The sequence below is a fragment of the Methylomonas sp. genome (assembly GCF_023228165.1).
GTDB lineage: Bacteria > Pseudomonadota > Gammaproteobacteria > Methylococcales > Methylomonadaceae > Methylomonas.
This window is the reverse complement of sequence record NZ_JALOBS010000041.1, coordinates 1-20,630: the sequence shown is the minus strand read 5'-3', so window position 1 is coordinate 20,630 and position 20,630 is coordinate 1. Positions and strand designations below refer to the sequence as shown.

The 20,630-nt window shown below is 48.5% G+C and carries 21 protein-coding genes; 13 read left to right on the top strand and 8 right to left on the bottom strand.

Features of this window, described 5'->3' with window-relative positions:
* Positions 1–11: 11 nt before the first annotated feature.
* From M0R33_RS21445 to M0R33_RS21430, 4 genes are all read right to left on the bottom strand, one after another.
* Positions 12–803 (bottom strand): phosphoadenosine phosphosulfate reductase family protein, encoded by a 792-nt coding sequence (locus M0R33_RS21445; protein ID WP_292574011.1) that lies wholly within the window; start codon positions 801–803, stop codon positions 12–14.
* A gap of 16 nt (positions 804–819) precedes the next feature.
* The gene (locus M0R33_RS21440; protein WP_292574010.1) at positions 820–4,227 is read right to left on the bottom strand and encodes a DUF6079 family protein; all 3,408 of its coding nucleotides are present in this window, start codon (positions 4,225–4,227) and stop codon (positions 820–822) included.
* A 10-nt stretch (positions 4,228–4,237) separates the two neighbouring features.
* Positions 4,238–5,158, bottom strand: coding sequence for a DUF4007 family protein (locus M0R33_RS21435; RefSeq protein WP_292574009.1), 921 nt, complete (start codon positions 5,156–5,158; stop codon positions 4,238–4,240).
* A gap of 187 nt (positions 5,159–5,345) precedes the next feature.
* On the bottom strand, positions 5,346–6,179 hold the full coding sequence (locus M0R33_RS21430; protein WP_292574008.1) for a hypothetical protein: 834 nt from the start codon (positions 6,177–6,179) through the stop codon (positions 5,346–5,348).
* 127 nt (positions 6,180–6,306) lie between these two features.
* On the opposite strand from M0R33_RS21430, the gene M0R33_RS21425 reads away from it, so the two are divergent.
* Together M0R33_RS21425 and M0R33_RS21420 are read left to right on the top strand one after the other, a co-directional pair.
* Positions 6,307–7,359: a WYL domain-containing protein gene (locus M0R33_RS21425; RefSeq protein WP_292574007.1), complete on the top strand. Its 1,053-nt coding sequence runs from the start codon at positions 6,307–6,309 to the stop codon at positions 7,357–7,359.
* A 182-nt stretch (positions 7,360–7,541) separates the two neighbouring features.
* Positions 7,542–8,759, top strand: coding sequence for an NYN domain-containing protein (locus tag M0R33_RS21420; RefSeq protein WP_292574006.1), 1,218 nt, complete (start codon positions 7,542–7,544; stop codon positions 8,757–8,759).
* Between the two features lie 9 nt (positions 8,760–8,768).
* On the opposite strand, the gene M0R33_RS21415 is transcribed toward M0R33_RS21420, so the two are convergent.
* The 3 genes from M0R33_RS21415 to M0R33_RS21405 all read right to left on the bottom strand — a co-directional run bounded on the left by M0R33_RS21415 (position 8,769) and on the right by M0R33_RS21405 (position 9,991).
* Positions 8,769–8,969, bottom strand: a complete 201-nt coding sequence (locus tag M0R33_RS21415; protein WP_292574005.1) for a hypothetical protein — start codon at positions 8,967–8,969, stop codon at positions 8,769–8,771.
* The gene (locus tag M0R33_RS21410) at positions 8,966–9,643 is read right to left on the bottom strand and encodes a hypothetical protein (protein ID WP_292574004.1); all 678 of its coding nucleotides are present in this window, start codon (positions 9,641–9,643) and stop codon (positions 8,966–8,968) included. The genes M0R33_RS21415 and M0R33_RS21410 overlap by 4 nt, the downstream gene beginning before the upstream one ends.
* 81 nt (positions 9,644–9,724) lie before the next feature.
* A complete protein-coding gene (locus tag M0R33_RS21405; RefSeq protein WP_292574003.1) occupies positions 9,725–9,991 on the bottom strand; it encodes a hypothetical protein in 267 nt (88 codons plus the stop codon).
* A gap of 32 nt (positions 9,992–10,023) precedes the next feature.
* On the opposite strand from M0R33_RS21405, the gene ssb reads away from it, so the two are divergent.
* From ssb to M0R33_RS21355, 10 genes are all read left to right on the top strand, one after another.
* A complete protein-coding gene (gene ssb, locus M0R33_RS21400; RefSeq protein ID WP_292574002.1) occupies positions 10,024–10,452 on the top strand; it encodes a single-stranded DNA-binding protein in 429 nt (142 codons plus the stop codon).
* Between the two features lie 148 nt (positions 10,453–10,600).
* Entirely contained in the window at positions 10,601–11,656 is a 1,056-nt protein-coding gene (gene bet / locus M0R33_RS21395) for a phage recombination protein Bet (protein WP_292574001.1), read from the top strand.
* 95 nt (positions 11,657–11,751) lie between these two features.
* Complete coding sequence (locus M0R33_RS21390; RefSeq protein WP_292574000.1) at positions 11,752–12,087, top strand: hypothetical protein; 336 nt, start codon at positions 11,752–11,754, stop codon at positions 12,085–12,087.
* Complete coding sequence (locus M0R33_RS21385; RefSeq protein WP_292573999.1) at positions 12,084–13,085, top strand: lambda-exonuclease family protein; 1,002 nt, start codon at positions 12,084–12,086, stop codon at positions 13,083–13,085. The genes M0R33_RS21390 and M0R33_RS21385 overlap by 4 nt, the downstream gene beginning before the upstream one ends.
* 346 nt (positions 13,086–13,431) lie before the next feature.
* Entirely contained in the window at positions 13,432–13,644 is a 213-nt protein-coding gene (locus tag M0R33_RS21380) for a hypothetical protein (RefSeq protein WP_292573998.1), read from the top strand.
* 112 nt (positions 13,645–13,756) lie between these two features.
* Complete coding sequence (locus M0R33_RS21375; RefSeq protein ID WP_292573997.1) at positions 13,757–14,698, top strand: MoxR family ATPase; 942 nt, start codon at positions 13,757–13,759, stop codon at positions 14,696–14,698.
* A gap of 2 nt (positions 14,699–14,700) precedes the next feature.
* Positions 14,701–15,453, top strand: a complete 753-nt coding sequence (locus M0R33_RS21370) for a hypothetical protein (RefSeq protein WP_292573996.1) — start codon at positions 14,701–14,703, stop codon at positions 15,451–15,453.
* 80 nt (positions 15,454–15,533) lie between these two features.
* Entirely contained in the window at positions 15,534–16,742 is a 1,209-nt protein-coding gene (locus tag M0R33_RS21365; protein ID WP_292573995.1) for a DUF3150 domain-containing protein, read from the top strand.
* 84 nt (positions 16,743–16,826) lie between these two features.
* Positions 16,827–18,647 carry a VWA domain-containing protein gene (locus M0R33_RS21360; RefSeq protein WP_292573994.1) on the top strand — a complete coding sequence of 607 codons (1,821 nt, stop codon included), beginning with the start codon at positions 16,827–16,829 and terminating at the stop codon, positions 18,645–18,647.
* Between the two features lie 349 nt (positions 18,648–18,996).
* Complete coding sequence (locus M0R33_RS21355) at positions 18,997–19,533, top strand: hypothetical protein (protein WP_292573993.1); 537 nt, start codon at positions 18,997–18,999, stop codon at positions 19,531–19,533.
* Here M0R33_RS21355 and M0R33_RS21350 read toward each other — a convergent pair.
* Complete coding sequence (locus tag M0R33_RS21350; protein ID WP_292573992.1) at positions 19,511–19,888, bottom strand: hypothetical protein; 378 nt, start codon at positions 19,886–19,888, stop codon at positions 19,511–19,513. The two genes, M0R33_RS21355 and M0R33_RS21350, sit on opposite strands and share 23 nt — an antisense overlap.
* Positions 19,889–20,052: 164 nt before the next feature.
* Between M0R33_RS21350 and M0R33_RS21345 the strand changes: the two genes are divergently transcribed.
* A partial coding sequence (locus tag M0R33_RS21345) for a hypothetical protein (protein WP_292573991.1) occupies positions 20,053–20,630 on the top strand: 578 nt, incomplete at its 3' end.

Sequence of the window (20,630 nt, the reverse complement as noted above, 5' to 3'; positions counted from 1 at the left end):
ATCCTAGTTATTTACTTAAAACATACCAAACAACCGTCATCGCCGTCATTATCCTCATCCAATACAGCATTAACTAAACTTGTTGGTTTATTATTTTGATTATTTGCTTTAAATTTCTCTTTTATCTCGTCCTTTCTAGCAAGAATTTCATCCAATGATTCATCTTGTGACCAAGTATGATTACGCCCTTTACTTTTATGATAATCTTCAAATTCTTTTGCTTTATCAAATAAATCTGGATGATTTTCGGATAAACCTACCCATTCAATTTTTCTCTGGTAAAAACAGAAATAGCAACCAGATCGACTGCGCCAGTCATAATACTTTGGCATTCCTATTCCAGATTCTTCAAGAATATTAACAATATCTTCTTTTATTTTTCCATCTTCCTTAAATGGATAAACTGCGTTGATATTAGGTTTAGTTGATATATATCCCGTTCTATAGGGCTCGTCGGCTCGAATCGCCACATAACTAATAACAGAATCGTTCCCTACAAACTCCTCAAAAGGCTTTAACTTTAGATTAATAGTGCACCATCGTGATCGTGCCGTTGGCAAGAAATTGCCGTTTAATTTCAGATAGTAATCAAAACCACGGCCTGCATTTAATCTTATAATTTCTTTCCCTAAGTAATCTTCCATTAAATCGACAAACGCAAGTGTCTCAGGTAACTCAGCACCAGTATCGGCAAAAAAATACTCCATTTCCGGCACTCTATCGCGCATATAAATTGCTAACGCCGCGCTGTCTTTGCCACCTGACAATCCTAATAAATGCCTAACGGGTTTATCGCCACTCATAATAATTACTCTTAAATTAATTTAATTCGGATAACTCACGCATCAATCTTGCAAGTATGGCTTGTTTTAAAGTCTTGTCAGTTTTTGCTAGTTGCAGTTCCGCTATTTTTGCATCGGCTTGTTGCTTGAGCTTTTCGGTAATATAGGCAATTTCACTATATTCCCCCTGTTCGCTAACGATGCGGATTAATGTCGCTTGGCTGCCAACGTCGGCTTTTTGTTGTTCAGCATGTACTACTGCCAATTCCTTTAAACGTTCACTGAATTCGCGCAGACGATAATCGGCTTGCGTGATATTGTTTGGCTTCCATTTATCCGGCGGAGCACTGCCCAAAAACGCAGCAACAGATTCCAACCAGCTTTGGTCGGTATCCTTTTCGTTTTGCAGCCTTATGATGAAGGCTTTGAGCCCCTGCCCATCAACGGTGTATTTTTCGAGACCTGCATAACGTTGGTTTAGCGTATGTCTTAGTGTGCTGATCTCTTCCTGTTCGGCCAGTTCAAAAGCCTGACAGAGCTGGCGTTTAAAATGGGACAATAAATTCTGATAGGCTTTATTAAGAATATTTAGGCACTCGACCAGCACATTTAGAAAATCGTTTGGATTACTGCCGTTAAAGTGCTGCGCGTCGGAAAAAGCCTTAAACCCACATGCTTCCGGTAATTCTTTAAACAATAATTGCATCGGACTTTGCGTGCTTTGGAAAGCATCGCGCACAGCTAAAGCTTTTGGGTCTAATTCCCGAGTAGCCAAGGAATACGCCGGTAATTGATGGATGAATTTTGCCAATGGTTTAACGATATCCAGCAAGGTGCTATTTTCTGGCGACTTACCTACTAATCTTTCTAAATATTGATTAAACAAATCGGCCCGAATCCCGCTAAAGTCGAACGCTTCAACTGAAAATAACTCGGGACGCTTTAATAATATTTCAAAATGCTCCTGGGTTATATGTGGGCAAAAAATACCGCTTTCATAGAGTGCCAGTGAACGCTGATTAGCTAGAAGATAACCAATAAAAATCAGCGATAACACACCTTTTTGCACACCATAAGGTGGTTGTTCTATCAGTTTATAGATGTCGGTGAGCGGCTGCGGACGCTGACTACTTCTTAATTGCTCATCAATTGCCTGCCATATATCATAAAAACGATATTTGTTAGTCGGACTTGGATTTACGAATTGCCAAACATCATTTTGTAACACATGGATACCTGGCTCTTTGAATACCGCACGATAAATTGTTTTTTCAGGCGGGTATTTTTTAGGATCGAATCCCAAGTCGTCCAAATGGGGGTTAGACAATAAAGCAGCTACTAATTTGTTTTTTGCCGCATTGGCTTGTCCAGAGGTTTTGTCGCGATTGATCAGTTCGTTCTTAATCAACGGCGCTTTGCTAAAAACCGTTTCTAAAACTCTAGACAGTAGCGTTTGCAGATGCTTTTTACTGGTCAGAAGCGTCTGAGCGCCTTTCCAATACCACTCAAAAGGCTTGGGTTGCTCCAAATACAAATTGAGTAGATCGAGTTCTATGCTTTTCACGGTTTGAAGTCGATCTTTTAGTTCTCGTTGCGAAACGGGGTCTGACTTTAATTCCGCTCGCTCGGTCTGAATTTTTTCCAAAGCAATCGCTTCGGAAACCACTTGATTGATTTGCGCTGCGTTATCGCATAAGACGTAAATCGTGAGTAGGTTAGGGTAAGTCTTAACTTTTTCGCTGAACATTTCCCGATCGCCTTGCCCTTCCGCCAGAAAGAAAACGATCCTTGGTTGGTCGACGCTTTCGAAGAAATCATTCCGCGTCGTAGCGTCTGCATAAAAGGGCTGAAAATAGCGCAATACGCCGCTGGTCATTGAGTACCTGCGGGCGACGACCGGCATCAGCTGATTTCGATGTGTCAGTGCCTCAGCCAAATTGACACGACCAAGCTGCTGTGTCGTTTCGATAACGGCGGCATCAAGGTCAAAATCACTACCTTCCCATACCCGATATTCCGAGCTGTATTTGCGATAGTTGATAATGGATTTAGCTTGAAGCTTTTTTAGTAATTGCTCCACATCGACCGATTTTGGGAAGCACCAGGTTAATATTTCATTACTGGCTTTAAATCCTGCATGACGGCCAATGATGTTAAATAAGCCGATGGTTTTTAATAATTGAATTTCGCTATCGTCGGTATCGCCCAATCGTTCCGTAGCGGTGATGACTTCCGCCCAGCGTCTGTGGGTCACATGATCTGTGGTGGCCGAAGGTTGATTTTCTATGAAATATTCAAATACTTCCCACGGCAATACCCAATCACCCACGTTTTGTAAACGGCTTAGGCTGTCTTTAAAGCCGAAGTATTCTTGGCTGCCCAGATAGCTGAATAGAGTTCTTTCGTTTTGAGCAACTTTTTGACACAGCGTCGGCAATAACAATGTCGCGATCGGATGCAGCGGATAGCACTTTGTCAGAACGTCTATGGCCGCATCTGACGATAATCCTGAAAGTAGGGCGTTTTGTTTTTCTAATAGACCGACGATTTCTGTGACCTGCTCCTGAATATCTTTTTGGGCTTCTGGCGTTAACTGGCTATGAAAAGCCGCCGATATGACCCTTAATGTTTGTTCTGTAGACTCTAGAAACGGCACATTTTCGAACCGGCCTTGCACTTTTGACCATTCCTGTTTCTGTGCTTCGGCAAGCCCTTTTGAATATTGTTCAAAAGCTTGGTGCATCAATACCACTAATAGAATATTGGCATCCCCGCCTTCAACACATAATTCGCTTAATGCTTGTAGCAAAAAGATGTCATTACTGCCCTGATGGCGAGCCTCATATTCAAGAAATTTTCCCAGCTCATCGATAACGATCAAAATGCCTTTACCAGAAACCTGGCTGACGGCCTCGCGCAGTTTTTTTAACAGTTTGATAATTTCACTGGTTGTTCTCGCTTGGTGTCTTGCTTGTTCTAGATCATGAACGATTGAAGGCATGCCTTCTGTATCAATTTCAGCGAAATACCCAACCGCGGCCTGATATAGAGTTTGAACGAACCGCTTACTCAACGATTCTGGACTGCCGGTTAATAGCACTATGCAATAGGCATTAGAGTCCTGGGTACATGCGGTAAATTTTTCTGCGACTTCTGGGGTGTGTCGTTGCAAAATTTCTTCGGCAAGAACACTGTTTGTCCGTTCTTGGTTTTCTAAAAGATGAGCCAGAAAGGCGGCAAACGATGATTTACCCGAACCATAGGGACCGACTAAAGACCATGCCCTAGGCATACTCTTTTGGTTAAACGTTTGTGCAATTTTGTCTAAAGTTTGAACTGCACGAGATGTTGGAATATAAGCCCTCAGCACGTCACTTGACTCGGCATCTCGTTCTAAGTTGATAGAACGGGTGTAGTGGGTGTCTACTTGTACAATGTCTTTCATATCGCCGCCATTACCGAGTAGGTTGATAATAGTGACTGAGAAAGGTTAACGACTCGGTCGTGTTCTCTTGCCGATAAAGCTGATTGACACCAGCCGTTTCATTGATTTGAAATATGTTGGGGTATGCTTTCACTAAATTTTCTAATTTTGCCAATAAGGCGCTTTCAGTAAGTCTAAATACGCTTCCCAATGCAATTCCGTTTTTTTGACCATACATTAAATCGGCAATCGGGAGATATTCAATTTGCCGTTGATTAAATATTTCGTTGGCAGCATAGCCAATCAACTCTATTGGTAAACTCGATTGCAAATTGCCGTAGGAACGGTAAATGTGTAAGTCTTCTACAGCCGCAACCAATCTTAAAGAGGTTAACGGCGAATCCAAGCTTTCTTCGATGGATTTAGAATTGTTATTAGAAGGGCAATACATCCGCAAAATCATTGAGACTTCATTTTTTACGGTTCTTTCAGAGTGTTTACCTGTGAGATTGTTACGAACAAACCCGGCTAATGATTCCGCTGCATCTTCGCTTGTGAATTCTGCCTTATGATAGCAATTGAAAAACCAATACCAGGCTGTGGCCAGTTCTGCATTCGTGGCCAATTGCCAATGAATGAGCCAAAGTGTGGTTTCATCTTCAAGATAGGAATCCCATCCGCCTTCAGAGAAAATCCTTTCTCCAAGCTCCGAAACCACCAAGCCTTCATCTGAATCAAGTAGCATCGAGCTGGCCCGCAACCAGTATTTAATGGCGTTGACCATGTTTTTGCCGACGCCAAGTTCAATCGTGGCTTCGTCAGATGAAAATATGGATTTGTTTTTTTCGAAAGCCTGAAATCCTTTGGTTAACCATGAATAACGCAGCGCAAAGGTCTCGTGGCGACCAAATGATGCTTTTTTGGGGTTAAGTGGCTTGAGCAGACTGTCCATGTATAGAATGATTATGAGTAATAAAGACCGTGGTAGGTTAATTTCTGATTTAATCAAACAAACAACCTCTGTCCATTTTAACACCCACACCTTCTGATTTTCCCGTGATTTTGAGTATTTAGCGTCCTTACTGGCGAAGAGAGTTTTCATCTCCTTGATTATCAAGACTTAAAAATAACGAGCGCTTTTATGCAAACATGCAGTCCATCAGCAACGAATCAAACTCTGTGCTGTGAGCCATAATCGTTTTTTTGAAATCCTGTACCCAACGATACAGCTTCGGACTGTCGTATAGGACTTCCACCGCTAAATCAGCTCGGTGATAAACTCGCTTGTGCGTCAGTTTTTTTGCCTTGCAAACACTGTCCTTACCCGAATATCTTTCCAAGTGCTTTAAGAAGATCGATGCGCGTTTTTCCTGATTTTTGAATAATTGTAGAAAGACGATTTGATCGTATAAAGGCTCAGATTCGGCAAGCAAGCGGCAAAAGCAAAGCGGCTTTTGCATGTTCATTTTGCGATAGTAGAAGCGTACCATCCGAATCCATTCGCTGGGCTTCAGCAAATCGTCTGCGCCACCTTTACCCAACGCATGCTTGATCAGGCCTGCCAAATCCAAATCGCTTTTGGCTTGATTGGCAATCGTCGACACGATGACAATATTATCTGGGCAGTAGCCGCGGGTATTATCAATTCTATCCACTGACCAGTCGGTTGCGTTATGTTCTGCAAATGTGAAGGGTTGACCTGTTATTGGGCAAGTTTTGCCGGCGTCCGTTAACTTTTCGCGCAGATCATTCTTGCTAATGCTGACTTCTAGCCCTTTGACTATCGCTCGGTCGCGGATAGCCAGTAGCTTCCTATCGAATAGATCAGGCCTCTTCTGTGTCACGTTCTGCATTTTAGCCGCATCGTAGCCATGGCGAATTTGGGGACGATGATAGTCTTGGAAGCGACTAATTTCTAAAGGCAAACCGAAACGGTAATGATCAAAACCGATTTCAAAAGCTAAACTGGTCATGGCTAATCCCCTCATGTTGGTTGAAGAATTGGCTAGCGGCGCTGGCCGAAGGTATAGCTTACGGATGACCCTTACAAAGTGTGTCAGGGTAAGACATTTGAAATTTTAGGTTTGTAAGGAGTGCAATTTGCCTGATCAAAAATCTCAAGCTGTTCTGCAGCGACGGCTATTAGTTTTGGAATGCATCCGTCGTTTGAGCGGGCGTTCCGAGCGATGGGTGACCGTTGGGGAAATCGTCAATGATTTGCAACAACAAGGTTACGCCGTGGAAACCCACAGCATCCGCCGCGATATGAAATCCTTGCTGGAAATTTATCCACAGTTGGAATGTAACGACAACAGTCATGGCAACGGCGAGGCGAAATCGGGGTTAGCTCATGGCTATCGCTGGGTAGGCAAGGATGAGCACATGCAGGGCGGAATTACCTTGCCGGAAGCATTGTCGTTGGTGATGGTTGAGCGCTATCTGAGCCAATCGTTGCCGGTGTTACTGAATCGTCCGTTGCAAGACATTTTCCTTAAAGCGCAGCAAACTTTGGAACTGCATAAGAAAAGCCAGATTACCCACTGGCCGGAAAAAATTTGCGTGATTCAACCGGCACAGCCTTTCATCTCACCTGACATTGATCCTGATGTTTTAGTGGCCGTGCATGAAGCCTTATTAAATGAAAAGCAACTTCGCGTGACTTACCGGGCAACACAGACAGTCGATGCAGAACCTAAGATATACCGATTGCATCCTTTGGGATTGATTCAACGCGGCCCCATCACCTACTTGGCAGCCATGGCCAATGACTATGTGGATGTGTATCTTTATGCGTTACATCGCATGCAGGCTTTAGAGCTTTTAACGGAGGATTGCCGACAGAAGTCGGGGTTCGATTTAAACCAATTTGCGGCAAGCCAGGGCCATTTTGGTTCAGCATCGCCCATTCATTTCGAAGCGAAGATTTGTGACCATTTGGCCTTAATTCTCCAAGAGTCGCCCCTCAGTCAAAGCCAAACCGTTTCCGAGGCTGACGGGTCAGGATTTAGGAGGTTAGCTGCCGATGTACTGGATACTTGGCAATTACGTTGGTGGATTATGGGGGAAGGAGATCGGATTGAGGTGCTGTTACCGATCGAACTTCGGCAGGATATTCAAGGCATGCTGACCAGAGCGCATGCCCAGTATTTTTAACAGTCATGATACATTTCGTTGAAAGGCCAAACTGTTGCACAGCTAATCGAATAACTTGCATTTAGACTGGCACCGTTTGTTTGCCGAAACGGTTTAAAAGCCAGGTTGTACAAATTCAGAAGAGTTAGATTATAAGGTTATTTTTATTTCATAGTAGGGAACATGCGAGAAACTACATCCCCATGACGCATCAAAAAGCCAATCGAATTGCGGTATTCGTTGACGCCGAAAATGTCACAAACTGGATCAAGCACGACGGCGTCAGATTGTTGATGGAAGAGCTAAATCAGCTCGGCCAGATTATTATCCGTCGCGCTTATGGTGTGTGGAGTAAACCTAACTTGGCTATGCACCAAGCCGCTATCAATCAAGCGGGTTTTGAACTCATCCATTGTTACCATCCCGTGACCGGCAAGAATACGGCGGATATTCAGATGACGGTGGATGTTATCGAATGCGCTTGGCAATTACCGAACATTTCCTGTTTTGTGCTGGTCACCGGCGACTCAGACTTTACGCCAGTCTTTCGCCGACTGCGGGAGATGGACAAGGATGTCATTGGCGTTGGCCAACATTCGACATTAAGCGAATGCGTGAAGACCTCTTGCACTCGGTTCATTTATACCGACGATGTTATTAAAACATTGGCCAGTAATGACGTTCTGCCACAAGCGCCCCTGGCGCCACAGCCATTACCGAATTCCCAAGCAACGCTTACGCTGGCAAAGGCTGATGAACTGGTCATTGCCCATTTGAAAGCATCGCCATCACCGATCAATGCCTCGCAAATCAAGACGTTGCTCAAGCAGCATGCGGCCGACTTCGACGAAAAGCATTACGGCTTTAAAACGTTTACCGATTATCTAAACGCCAACGACGCCATTGAAGTCAGCAAAAGCGGTACGATTAATTTCGCCAGTCTGGCAAAGCCAATCCACCCGACCGAAAAAACCGATGTCGTTGCCAGCGCGGAGGGCTATAAAGCCCTGCTGAAAAAACACAATGCGCTGCCAGACCATGCCGATAGACTAAAAACAATTTACAAACACGCCGTGGCTTTGAAGGACGTCTGTCCTGATCCGGCACAGTTTAGAACGACCTTATTCGGTCTGTGCCATAAGGCTGACCCGAGCATTAGCAAAACGACCGTGAACAAAGCATTTGCGTATTTTATGGTCATGGGAGTGGTACATACCGAAAAGGCTAAAGGTGGTGTCGATGCCGTTCGTGTGAAAAAAATGACACTCAAGGATTTTTTATTGAAATCCGACAAACTGGTTATCGCTAAGCTAATGGAACTGGCTAAAGCCCAGCCCTTGGATTTGAAAGCCAAGGAAATTAAAAAGCTGACCCTATCAACAATCAGTAAAGACAGCATCAAAAAATTGATTGGTGAATGAGGCCTCAGGTTACCTCGGGTTTATTCCATGTACTTCCAGGTTTCTTCTGATCATTTCGGCCACGGCCTGCATGCGATAGCCCTCCTCGTCATCGGCAGCCTGACTACGAAAATCAGCAAATCCAGTTCGCTTTAGAAATTGCGCCAAATCCCAAGCCTCCTGTTCGGATAACGGCACCCTCAAGCATATTTCATTGGCATTAGCAGTCATTGATCGCCGACCTTTTCCGAACTCGGAGATAATTCATTGTCATCAACCATTGAATCCTCGTCTTCGGAGATTCGTTCCGGCTCAGCCAACAGTCCTGACTCTTGTCGAGCCAATCTTACCTCTTCACCATGGCCTTGTTCATATGCCGCCTGATGCGCATGTCTTTCCATTGTCACAATTTTATTGGCTAGTCGCTGCAACCGCTGCTGCCACTGGTAACGGGCATCAATGCAGTGTTTGTTGGAGATGACCTGGCATAGCCACAAGGTGTCCATCACAATCATCAATTGATCCAGCAATCGAATCAGCTCGACGAACTGTGCAATCTGCGGCGAGGCGATTTTTGCCACAAATTCCCTGGGGTGCGTGTAGGTCGGCGTTTCGGTGATGCCATTGTCGGCCTTGAGTTTTTCTAACCGACGTTTTTCCTGCTGCAGTTGCTCCGCGCATTCGGCAATCATCTGACCTACGATGCTTTCGATTTCATCGACGGTTTCTTCCCGACCGATGATGCGCAGGATCACGTCGATCGCATACAACGAAACCATCAACCGGTTGTAGCTGTTACGGATGACGCGAATGGCTTGTTCGCTGTTGATGTTAAATGTGCGCTCGAATATCGGCCGACTGATATGAGGTCGCTTGCTTTTTTCCCGCACCTGTATTTCTGCCATGTCAGTACCTATTTGCATGATTTCATCAGGGGCGGATGATACGGCGTCTTTATTTCTGGCCTGTTCGCGAAATCGCGCTAATTATTGCGATTTCACGAACGACCTTTCGAAAAAATCTGCTCCAATAGCATCACCTTTCATGATGTGATTTTTCACATCTGAATCCGGCTTTGGTCGGCGTTCCGTTTTTAAGCGGCGACGGTGGTTGTCCATCGGCGTGTCAGGTGCGTCAAGCCTGATGTGATGGTTTTGCTTTAAATTTTCATCCTGTCTGGGAGTGCTTATTCCTAGCCGGGAATGTGCCTGCCGGATGTGACCCATCGCCGCGCAGGTGGGTTTTATTTTCACGTGTCGGGCGCGGCTGATAGGAGGACATCATCATGGCCAATCGTGGTGTAAACAAAGTCATTTTGCTCGGCCGTCTCGGCGCCGATCCGGATATTCGCTATTTACCGAATAACGGCGGCAAAGTCGTGGCAGTGCGTTTGGCAACCAGTGAAGTTTGGAAAGATACAAAAAACGCCAAACAGGAACGAACTGAATGGCATCGGGTCGTGTTTTTTAAAAAACTGGCCGATACCGCCGGCGATCTTTTGAAAAAAGGCAGCAAGATCTATGTGGAAGGCGCTCTTCGCACCCAGCAATGGGATAAGAACGGCGAAAAGCGTTATCGCACGGAAGTGGTTGTGCATGAGTTGCAACTACTCGATCGCCCAACTGTGCCCGCCTCTGCAAACGGTTCATCATCGAACCCGGCATCAGAAGACGCTGATTGGGATGACGAGTATGCCGATATGCCGCTCAACTAAACCCAAGCGATTCATGAGCTGCCGCAAACGCGGGTAAATTTAAACGTACTGCCGACCCGTTTTTGCGGTGACGGCTTTTCAACCCAAAGGGGACGACTATCCCCGTTGGGGCCATGGCGTTCCCTTTTTTTATTGAAGGAGACCCACCATGAGCCAAAACAACCGTAACACCTTACCCAAATCTCGTGACTTGCCGATGCCAGCTGTTGTCCAGCAAAGCTACGGCCTCACGGAGCAATCCTGGAAAGTGTTGACCGAAGTTACATTTCCCACGGCGAAAACTCCGGAAGCCATCCTGATGGCGCTGGATTATTGCAAGGCCCGCAAACTCGACATTTTTAAAAAGCCGGTGCATATCGTACCGATGTGGAGTGCTGCTTTAGGCCGCAATGTCGAAACCGTCTGGCCGTCCATCATGGAAATCCAGACTACCGCGTCCCGGACCGGTGTTTGGGCTGGCATGGACAGACCCGTTTGGGGTCCGGACATCACCAAAACCTTTACCGGTCGCTACAAGGACGACAACGAGCAATGGCAGGAATCCAGTGTCACTGTGACCTTTCCTGAATGGGTGGCTGTCACCGTGTACCGGATCGTCGGCGGAAAACGTTGCGCCTTTACCGAGGAAGTCTACTGGCTGGAGGCTTACAGCACGGCCGGCGGTAAACACTCGGACGTGCCGACCGCCATGTGGATCAAACGTCCCAAGGGGCAATTATCCAAATGCGGTAAAGCAGCGTCTTTACGTGCAGCCTTTCCGGAGGAATGCGGTTATGCCGCCGAGGAAATGGATGGCAAAACGCTCGATGATGTTGTCGACGCTAGCGTGATCGATGGCAGTGCCACGGTTGTGAATGCAACCGAGGTTGGCAGTGATAATCACGTTTTTGGAGACGATGCTGGCATTGATACAAACCGCGTCGTCGATTTGTCGCAAATTCATCCCAAGGTGCAAAAAGCGGTTGCCGAACTGGTTAGACGGACAACAGCGGCCGGTGCCTGGAAAGCGGCCTACGACTACGCCAATCAAAAGTTCAAAGGTATCGATCTGACGTTTGCCTTAGCCGAGTTGGACAAGGTCTCTGAGGTTGAACCCAGAACTACACAGCCATTGGGCCAAACGGAAGGTACCGTCATGCCGCCATTGACACCGAAAGACATGGCTATGACACAGGCGCGTCAGGCTTTGAGTACCCACCGTTAGTCATTTCAATCACATTCAATTACCACCCCTTCAGGGCGTCATGACTCGCCTGTGTGGGGATTCATGATGCTCTGAGTTTTAGTGAAGGAGAGATCATGAATGCAATCGATCAATCGTTAAATCGTCTGCCGTGTCATACCGACTGGCGGCGTTACGACTCACCCACGGTAATTCGCCGGCATGGGCGCGGCTTTTTAGAACGTAGCTTTAAACCTGGAACAGGCGCGACAGACGTCGACAAACCCTCCAAAGCGGAATTACACAATTTAGTGGAAAGCTTTGGCGGCTTGGTACTGCCCACTACGGATGCCGTGTTGTTGCTATTTGCCGATTTCCATTGGGCAAAGCGCTGTGAACAGCATTTAACCCAACGCGGCGTGCCGTCGTTACGGTTAGGCTGCCACATTCAGTTGCCGGATGCCTGGCAATGAACATCGTCGACGTTTCGCAACGTAGCGACGCTTGGCGGCAATGGCGGTCACAAGGTGTCAGTGCCAGTGAAGCGGCCATCGTCATGAACCGCTCCCCGTATAAAAGCTATTGGCGCCTCTGGGCAGAAAAGATCGGCCTGGTACTGGAAGCCAGCCTGGACAACAACCCGTTGATCCGCGCCGGCATCCAGCAGGAGCCCGCGGCTTTGCAACGCTTCGAGGATAAACACGATCTGATGTTGTTGCCGCTGTGCGGCGAGTCGGAGCGGTATCCCTTGATGCGGGCGTCGTTCGACGGCTTGTCCGATTCGAATGAGCCCGTGGAAATCAAATGTCCGCACGAGACCACGTTTTTGGATGTGCTGTTGAATCGGGAAGCTTCCGAAGCCTATCAGCTGTATTGGTGCCAAGTGCAACAGCAATTGTTAGTCGCAGAAGCCCAACGCGGCTTTTTGTTTTTCTACCACCAAGGCCAGGACGTGGAGTTTGAAATTCAGCGCGATGAGACATTTCTCAACGCCCTGGTCGAGTCCGCGATGGATTTCTGGTCAGCGGTCAAATCGAAAAAGGAGCCGAGCAAGGATCCCGAACGTGATTTGTACTTGCCCAAAGGTCATGCGGAGCAGCAATGGCAGCAATTGGCGGCGAGTTATCGCAATCGTGCCGTGAAAATCGCGGATTTAAAAGCGGAGCTGGCCACCTTGGAGGATAGTCAATCGGCCATTGAAAACACGTTGGTGTTGCTAATGGGTGATTACGTGGCCGCAGAGCATTCCGGGTTGCGGATCAGCCGTTTTCAAAGCCAGGGTGCTATCGATTACAAGGCGGCACTGCAAGCCTTGCAACCGGATGTTCCGGCATCGACTCTCGAGATCTATCGAAAACCGTCGGTCACGCGCGTCCGCGTAACCTGCCGGGACGACGACGGTAAACATGCCGAAGTGCCGTTCGATGCCCAAGCCTTGAAAGACCTGGCGGGCGTGGACTTTTGGTTTTGAGGGTTCGTTTCAAGACATCCTGTAACCCTAGTGGTTACGGGATGATCATTAAATTGACACCAGTCGGCCAAAACAGTTGACGCCTGACAGAGTATCGAATCATTCCGTTCTGGCATGTCGGTTTTAGGCTGGGCTTTCAAAAAAGTCCAACCCAAAACCCGCATCGTTCAGGCATTCCCTTCGTGGAATCCCGAATCCGGTTTCGACCGGCGTTCCGTTGTTAAGCGGCATGAGCGTTTGCCTCGTGTGCCAGGTGCGTCAAGCCTGGTGTGTTTAGTTTGTCCCGTTGGGGTTCATCACCCTTGCGGGAACCGGTGACCCCTTTTCACTTTTGAAGGAGGTCATTATGAATCAAGACTTTTGGAAAACCTTGCATGGCTGGCTGAACGTTGCTCATAGCAATGATATCCAGACCAAAAAGCGTGTATTGCTGGAGCTGCATCGTCAAATCTCTGACCCCGGTTTGAGAAGCGACATACAGCGCATCGTGCGTTTAATGGATCGGGAGCTGTTGGCCCGCGCCGAATGGGCGATGTACTGCGTAATGCAGTTGCGCTAGTAATTTTTTATCCGCCCTGGTTTGCCAGGGTTTTAATCACCCGTTGGGGCTCATTACCCCTCGGGGCTGGTGCGCCCCTTGTTTTCTGAGGCTAGTCCTCGAGGAGTTCACCATGCTTCAATCTTATGCCATTGCCGATACCTTCGGCATTAACGCACCGGCCTCCCTGAAAGTGGAAGGCTTTGTCCCCGGACATAATCCCTATGTGCCGGTCAGCAAACCGTATGTGTTTCGTAAGGATCACTTGCGCGATGTGTTGGCGTTTTTAGGCGCACACAATGGCGACGGCTTATACCTGACCGGCCCCACCGGTTCCGGTAAAACCTCGTTGTTGGAGCAAGTCGCGGCGCGTCTCCATTGGGGCGTGCATTCGGTCACCGGTCACGGTCGGCTGGAACTCAACGATCTGTTGGGCCAGTACATGCTGGTCGACGGCGGCGCGATGAAGTGGATCGATGGCCCGTTGACCTTGGCGGTTCGCTTAGGCCATGTGCTGTTGATCAACGAAATCGATGCCATTGATCCGGCCGAGTTAATCGGCTTGAATGAAATTGTTGAAGGCAAGCCGTTGACGATTCCACAGACCGGCGACGTGATTGTCCCGCATCCGAAGTTTCGTTTGGTCGCCACCGGCAATAGTGCTGGCAGCGGCGATCAGTCGGGATTGTATCAAGGTGTATTACGTCAGAACCTGGCGTCTCTAGATCGTTTTAGGCTGATGGAAGTCGGTTACCCCGAACCTGAAGACGAAATGAAACTGTTGGCCGATGTAGTGCCAAGCATGCCGGAAACGGTACGCGAAAGCATGATCAAAGTCGCCAATCAGATTCGTAAAGTCTTTATCGGCGGTGCGGATGGCAGTGGCATGTTGTCGGTGACCTTATCCACGCGCGGCTTAGTGCGTTGGGCGTCACTGGTGGCCACCTTCAAAAGTGCGCCTAATGCCTTGGCGTATTCGCTAGACCGGGCCTTGACCTTCCGAGCCGAACCCGCCGAACGCGAAGCGATTCATCGCATCGCCAAAGATGTGTTTGGCGATGACTGGCAGATCTAGTCATGGCTGCCTGGAATCTCTATCGTCATCGTAATACTGACGGCAGTTCCAAAGACTGGGCGGTCAAGAGTAATTCGGATGGTTCGATCACCACCCGTTGGGGCAAAACGGCATCCAAATTACCGGGTGTCAGTCACCGCAATGGTGTTCGGCAATTCGACATCGAAAAGCAAAAACAGGCTAAGGGCTATGTATTTGTCGGCGAGGTGGAGATTGATGATGAGGGTAATGTGGTGTTTCCGGGCAAGACTTTGCCGGCAACACAACCACTAAACCCAGACCCAGTGCCAACACTCCCGGTCGAAGCACTGTATTGGACCATCGAGTGTCGGGCAAAACAGGCTGTCCGCGTGGAATTGGGTATCGAGGTCAGGCGACTGATCGGGGTTATTCAATCCGTATCTGATCAGCAATCTAAGCCTCAGCAGGACTGGGATGGCTGGCAACAATGGCTTGATGCCACCCTGAATGCCGAAACCTTTGAACTCAGTGGCCAGATCAAATCAGTGCAGGGTGTTTTGCCCTGGCTGTTTTTACTGACGCTTAAATCGAAAGGCTTCAAAGGCGTGGAAATTGCTATGGCCACAGAATCCGCCCGAGAGCTCTCGGTCGATCTGAAAGTTGAACAGGATGTGCTGGCATTTTTTGGCACTGATCTGGACAGCATCAGAGAAACCGCTGAAGTCTTAGGTTTGCTCAAACCCCGCTTAAATCTGGCAGCGGCCATGTCCGACACGGACGACTGCTGGTTTTAACCACATTGTTTTTTCATTTAACCCGGAAGGGGCATGCCAGCCCTGATGGGGTATGTGTGCCTCTTCCCAAGGAGGCTCACATGACACAAGCTAATATCATTCTGGACCACGTGGTCTTGGTAAAAGTGGACGCCAATATCTACGGCGCTCGCAAGAAACTGAAAAAAGAAGACCTGGTGCTGGCCGACGGTAGCAAATTGCCGCCGGAGGATTTAGCCAGCCTGGGTTCCAAGCGTTTGCTCGACCCGGATAAGCTGACGGTATTCAACCGCCTGAAAAAAGAAGCAGAACGCATTTGTTTGCGCGTCGGTACCCGATTTCTGGGTGGTTTTGCTGTGCCGGTTGAATCGGCTTCCAGTATTACCGCAGAACTTGAGCGCATTGCGTTGGATTTTGCCGCGGCTAAAACCGAGTTTCTTGCCGGCTACGATGCGGCGGTGACGGACTGGGTGGTTCGCCATCCGGAGTTTGCCGGCATCATCGAGCAAGCAGTGGATTCGGTGGAGTTTGTCTCGACGCGGTTGTCGTTTGATTTTCTGGTGGTCAGTGTCGGATTACCCGAGAGCTTGCCACCGGCGGATGTTGCACGACTGGACAGCAAAATCGGTTCGCTCAGTGAGCAGATGTTCTACGAAATCTCCGTGGAAGCCAATCATCTCATCGAGCAGTCGTTGCTGGGCAAAGAGCAAGTCACGCGCAGCGCGTTACGGCCGATTCGCCGTATGCGAGACAAGCTCGATGGGCTAGGTTTTCTGGATCATCGGGTCGCTCCGGTCGTCAACACCATTGACGATCTATTGGCGAGAATTCCCAACAAAGGTGCCATTGAAGGCAGCATTTTGCAGGAGATTTTGGCCATGGCGATGCTGTTGTCCGATCCGGATAAAACCCGGCGGCACGGTGAAGGATTGTTGGTTAATCAAACACTCGTTGTTGAAGAGACAGACGTTGATGAAATCGTCGAACAAACGGAGTTAGAGTCACCAACGGTACCAACAGCAACAATAGTCGCAACCGAACCAACACCCGTCATCGCTGAAAGCGTTGCAGACAGTCCTGATTTTACCGATCTGTTTGATGGCATTTTTGATGATGAAATCGAAGCGGAATCGAAATCGAAATCGGATGACTGGGCGCTTGAGGTCTTGCTGGATAAAAGCCATACCGACTTGGTGGTCAATACCGTTTCAGATGAATCCAGCCCTTCTGAACATTCAGCAGATCCTGAAACGGTGACTGCGGGAGACGATGAGGAGGCGGACGATTCCGACCAGGATTACTGGTTCTGATCTGACGCCATTTAACACTTCACCCATTGGGGCAAATTCATGTCCCCCTGGGGCCGTGGTTTGCCCTGACTTTTGGAGCACACCATGAAAAATAGAACCTTACACAATGCATTCCCCATCGTTGCGGCAGCCATTGGCAATCGCTTTGGCGTCAAAGTCAGAGTCGGCGGTGATAAAGCCGAAACCGATGGTCAAACCATTTGGCTGCCAGCCTATGAGGGCGACGATCCAGATTATCAGGATGTCGCCTGGGGCCTTTTAGCCCACGAAGCCGCGCATATTCGTTATTCGGATTTTACGTTGCGCTTTGGACATTCGGTATTGCGCCGGCGCATATGTAATGCCATCGAAGATGTTCGCATTGAGCACGAACTGGCCAAGGACTTTCCAGGTACCCGGCTGACCATTCGCACTATGATTGAAAAGATGATTGCCAAAGGCGACTTTGTGGCCAACAGCATTGATGATCATCCGGCTAATATTCTGTACGGCTTCGTGTTGAAATATTTGCGAGCCAAGGTGTTGGGTCAATCGGCGTTATTGCCATTGGTCGAGCAAACCGAAGCGGCATTGAAAGTAACGTTTCCGAAAGGTGCCGTAACGCGGTTGAAAGGCTTGTTGTCGGAAGTCCCTGAGGGCTTGCAATCGGAGAGTAATTGCCTGCAGTTGACTGATCGCATCCTGACCATGATTGAGCAGGAATTCGAGCAACAACGGCAGCAGAACCAAGCACAGCCATCGGCAGATGAGGAAAGCACGTCTGGACCTGATGATACAAATCAGGATGGTGAATCAACCGATTCGGATGATTCGAGCGGCTTGGATTCCCAGGATGAAATGAATCCCGATGAACAGTTGCCCAACGACACTGACGAAAATCCATCTTCAGAATCGGTGGGTAACGATGATTTGACTCCCAAAAATCCTGACGATGAACCGGCAACGCCATCCGAAAGTTCGTCATCCAACCTGCAAGGTGAAGAGGAAGAAAACGCGGAGATTGCCGACCCGATGGGCGTCTTGCAAACCTTGTTGTCCGCTGGTGACAGTGACATTGAGCAGGATTTATTCGAGTCATTGAAATCGGCATTGTCGTTGGCGGCGGAAAATGGTTCGGAATTGCTGATGCCCAGTGGCCTAGAGCCACCTATGGACGATCAGGCTGGTGCGTTTTTACTGCGCAAGGTGCAAGGCGAATCGGGAAAAATCCGCACCGCGCTGCAAGGCCTGGTGCAATCGCAAACCTTAAACCGGTCTCAACCTGCGTGTCGTGGACGGCGGCTGGATGGCAAGCGTTTACACCGCTTACCACTCGGCGAAACCAAGCTGTTTCAACGCAAACAGTCCAAGGTGGCACCCAATACGGCCATTCATCTGTTACTCGATAAATCCGAAAGCATGGGTTATCAGGTCACCGATAGCCAAGGGCAACCGATTGGATCGCGAATGCCGATTGCGTTGGAAGCCACCTTGGCACTGGCTTTGGCCTTTGAAGGCATTCCGGGGGTTAATCCTGGCGTGACAGCGTTTCCTGGGCATCAGGATGACTCTGTGTTTCGCTTGCTAGATCATGGCCAACGTGTGAATGCCCGAACCGGTGCTTTTTCGCTGGCCGCTTCGGGCAGTACGCCGATGACCGAAGCGATCTGGTTTGGTGCGGCGTCACTACTGCGTTGCCAGGAACCGCGCAAGGTATTGATGGTGATAACCGATGGCCAACCGAACGAGTCACTGAGCACGCTGGAACTGTTACAGCGTTGCCGTGATAGTGGTATTGAAACGGTCGGTGTCGGTTTGGGATTGGATGTCAGCCATCTATTCCCGATTGCCATCACCATTAACGATCTTTCAGAGCTGAGAGCGCAATTGTTCGATCTCTCGAAAGCGGTGTTGCTGGCAGCTTAAGTCTCGGCCAGTCAATTATCCGTAGCCCAATCCTTAGGTATTAACCTAGCGATTGTGGCTATGGGTAGTTGATTGCAACACGCAGTTTGTCGAATGCACTCTCTTACTGGAGCCTATTCGACAAACAGACATTTCATGCGTTCTTTGATGAACGCTGAATCCGACTTCGGTCGGCGTTCCGTCTTTAGGCGGCGAGCACGTTAAACCGTGATCGTGTCGGGTGCGTTAAGCCCGATGTAAATCGCAGTGGTATTCGCTGCTGCAAACCTAAAACCCGCTTCGGGCGACCATCGCCCGGCCGGGTGCTGTTCATTCGAAGTGTTTTTTAAATTTTTAAAGGAGAACTTCAATGAACTTTATTTTTGGTGTCATCTTACTGGCTATGTTTATCCTCGCCTTGCGGGTGATTTGGGCAACGGCGTTGCAACTGCTGGGTGCATTCAAAAACGTAGCTCAAACGTTTCACCGCTATCGTGCGCAGCGTTTGGCACGACATCGGCTACCGGTCATCATGCCACGTAGCCGCGAGGACATGGATTGGTTAGCGATATCGGATTCGGTGCGTCAGGAAATTCATAGTCGCAATCGTGAAACAAATCGCGAGCTGGATCGTTTGGAACTTCAGTATCAAGCCAAACAGAAAACAATCAAACTCTACGAGGCGGATATTGAAATCGCCAAACTAGAGCGGGAGCTATTGAAAATCAAACCGATGACTGTTGCGGTCGAAATCGAGCCTAAACCGCGTCGGCGTACAAAAAAAGCGACCGGGCCAGCCATGGTGAACGACAAGTCCGCTAAAACTGCTCAACAAGTATTTCAATTGCGGGAAGCGTTGAAAGGTAACGCCAACGGGTTACCGATTAATCAGCAAGCCCGCCATTGAATACCCGCAACGTGGTTCCGGTTGCCGTATTGATACGGCGAACGGGAATCTCGTGTTGATTCGATTCATCAGCAAATACCCAGCTGCCTTCGGGCAATAACGACAACAAATCGTTCTGGGTTTCCCGGCGAATTTGTCGAATCTTGTTTAAAAACGGCCTGGCTTGCTCAGGATTATCAACCCGATTGAGCACGTCGGCTTCCAAAACATCCAATTTTTGGAAAATTTGTTGGCAATGTCGAACGACTTTTAGTGGTTCGTCGACAGGAATCGCCATCGGTTTTCGACTTGGATACGGCTCCTCTGTCCGCTTAGGACTTAGGAAATCAAAAATGCGCAAAATATCGTCAAACATGGCTATTTCTCTGCTTTTTAATGAGTTTTAGCCACCATATACCGAATTTTGCGCAAATTCAACCCCGCTGTGCGAGCCGATTTTCGGCCTTAATCAGCGTTCTTTACCTGCAGGAACTTCATCCTGCCGGGTGGTCGTTCCTGCGTTTTTTGGAGGACATGACCATGAAAACAATCAACCAACCCTGCGTTGGCGCAACCCCACTTGAGAACAGCACGGTTCGCTATCTGAATCAATACCGCTGCCCATACTGCCAGACTGAATGGGAAGATGAATGGGATTGCGGCTGTAACGATCGTTGCCCTGATTGCAACAAGGAAATCGAGCCATATGAAAGCGCATTGATCGAGGGTGAATCGGTGGAAACCGAATCACCAGTCCAAGAACCAGCCTTAGCCAATGCCACGCCGGAAGGCATGAATCGCCGTTTCGTAGTGTCCTACGAGATCGACTATGTCCATCGCGTGTCGGTAGGCATCAGCGCGGAGTGTCCCGAATCGGCACAACAGATTGCCGAACAGGCATTCAATGAAGCCACGATTTGGGATGACACAGCCGCCATGCCGTTATTGTCCGATGAATATCATGAATCGGAAGATGAAAGCTTAGTCTGGGAATGCGTTGCCGTTGCACAGTTGCCGGAACCGGATTATTCGGTACGGCAATTGAAGAAAGAGCAAGCCGCCATGCAAGTTTGCCGAGGCTTGATTGAAGCCTATCAACAAGGCGAAGCCGCCAGTGG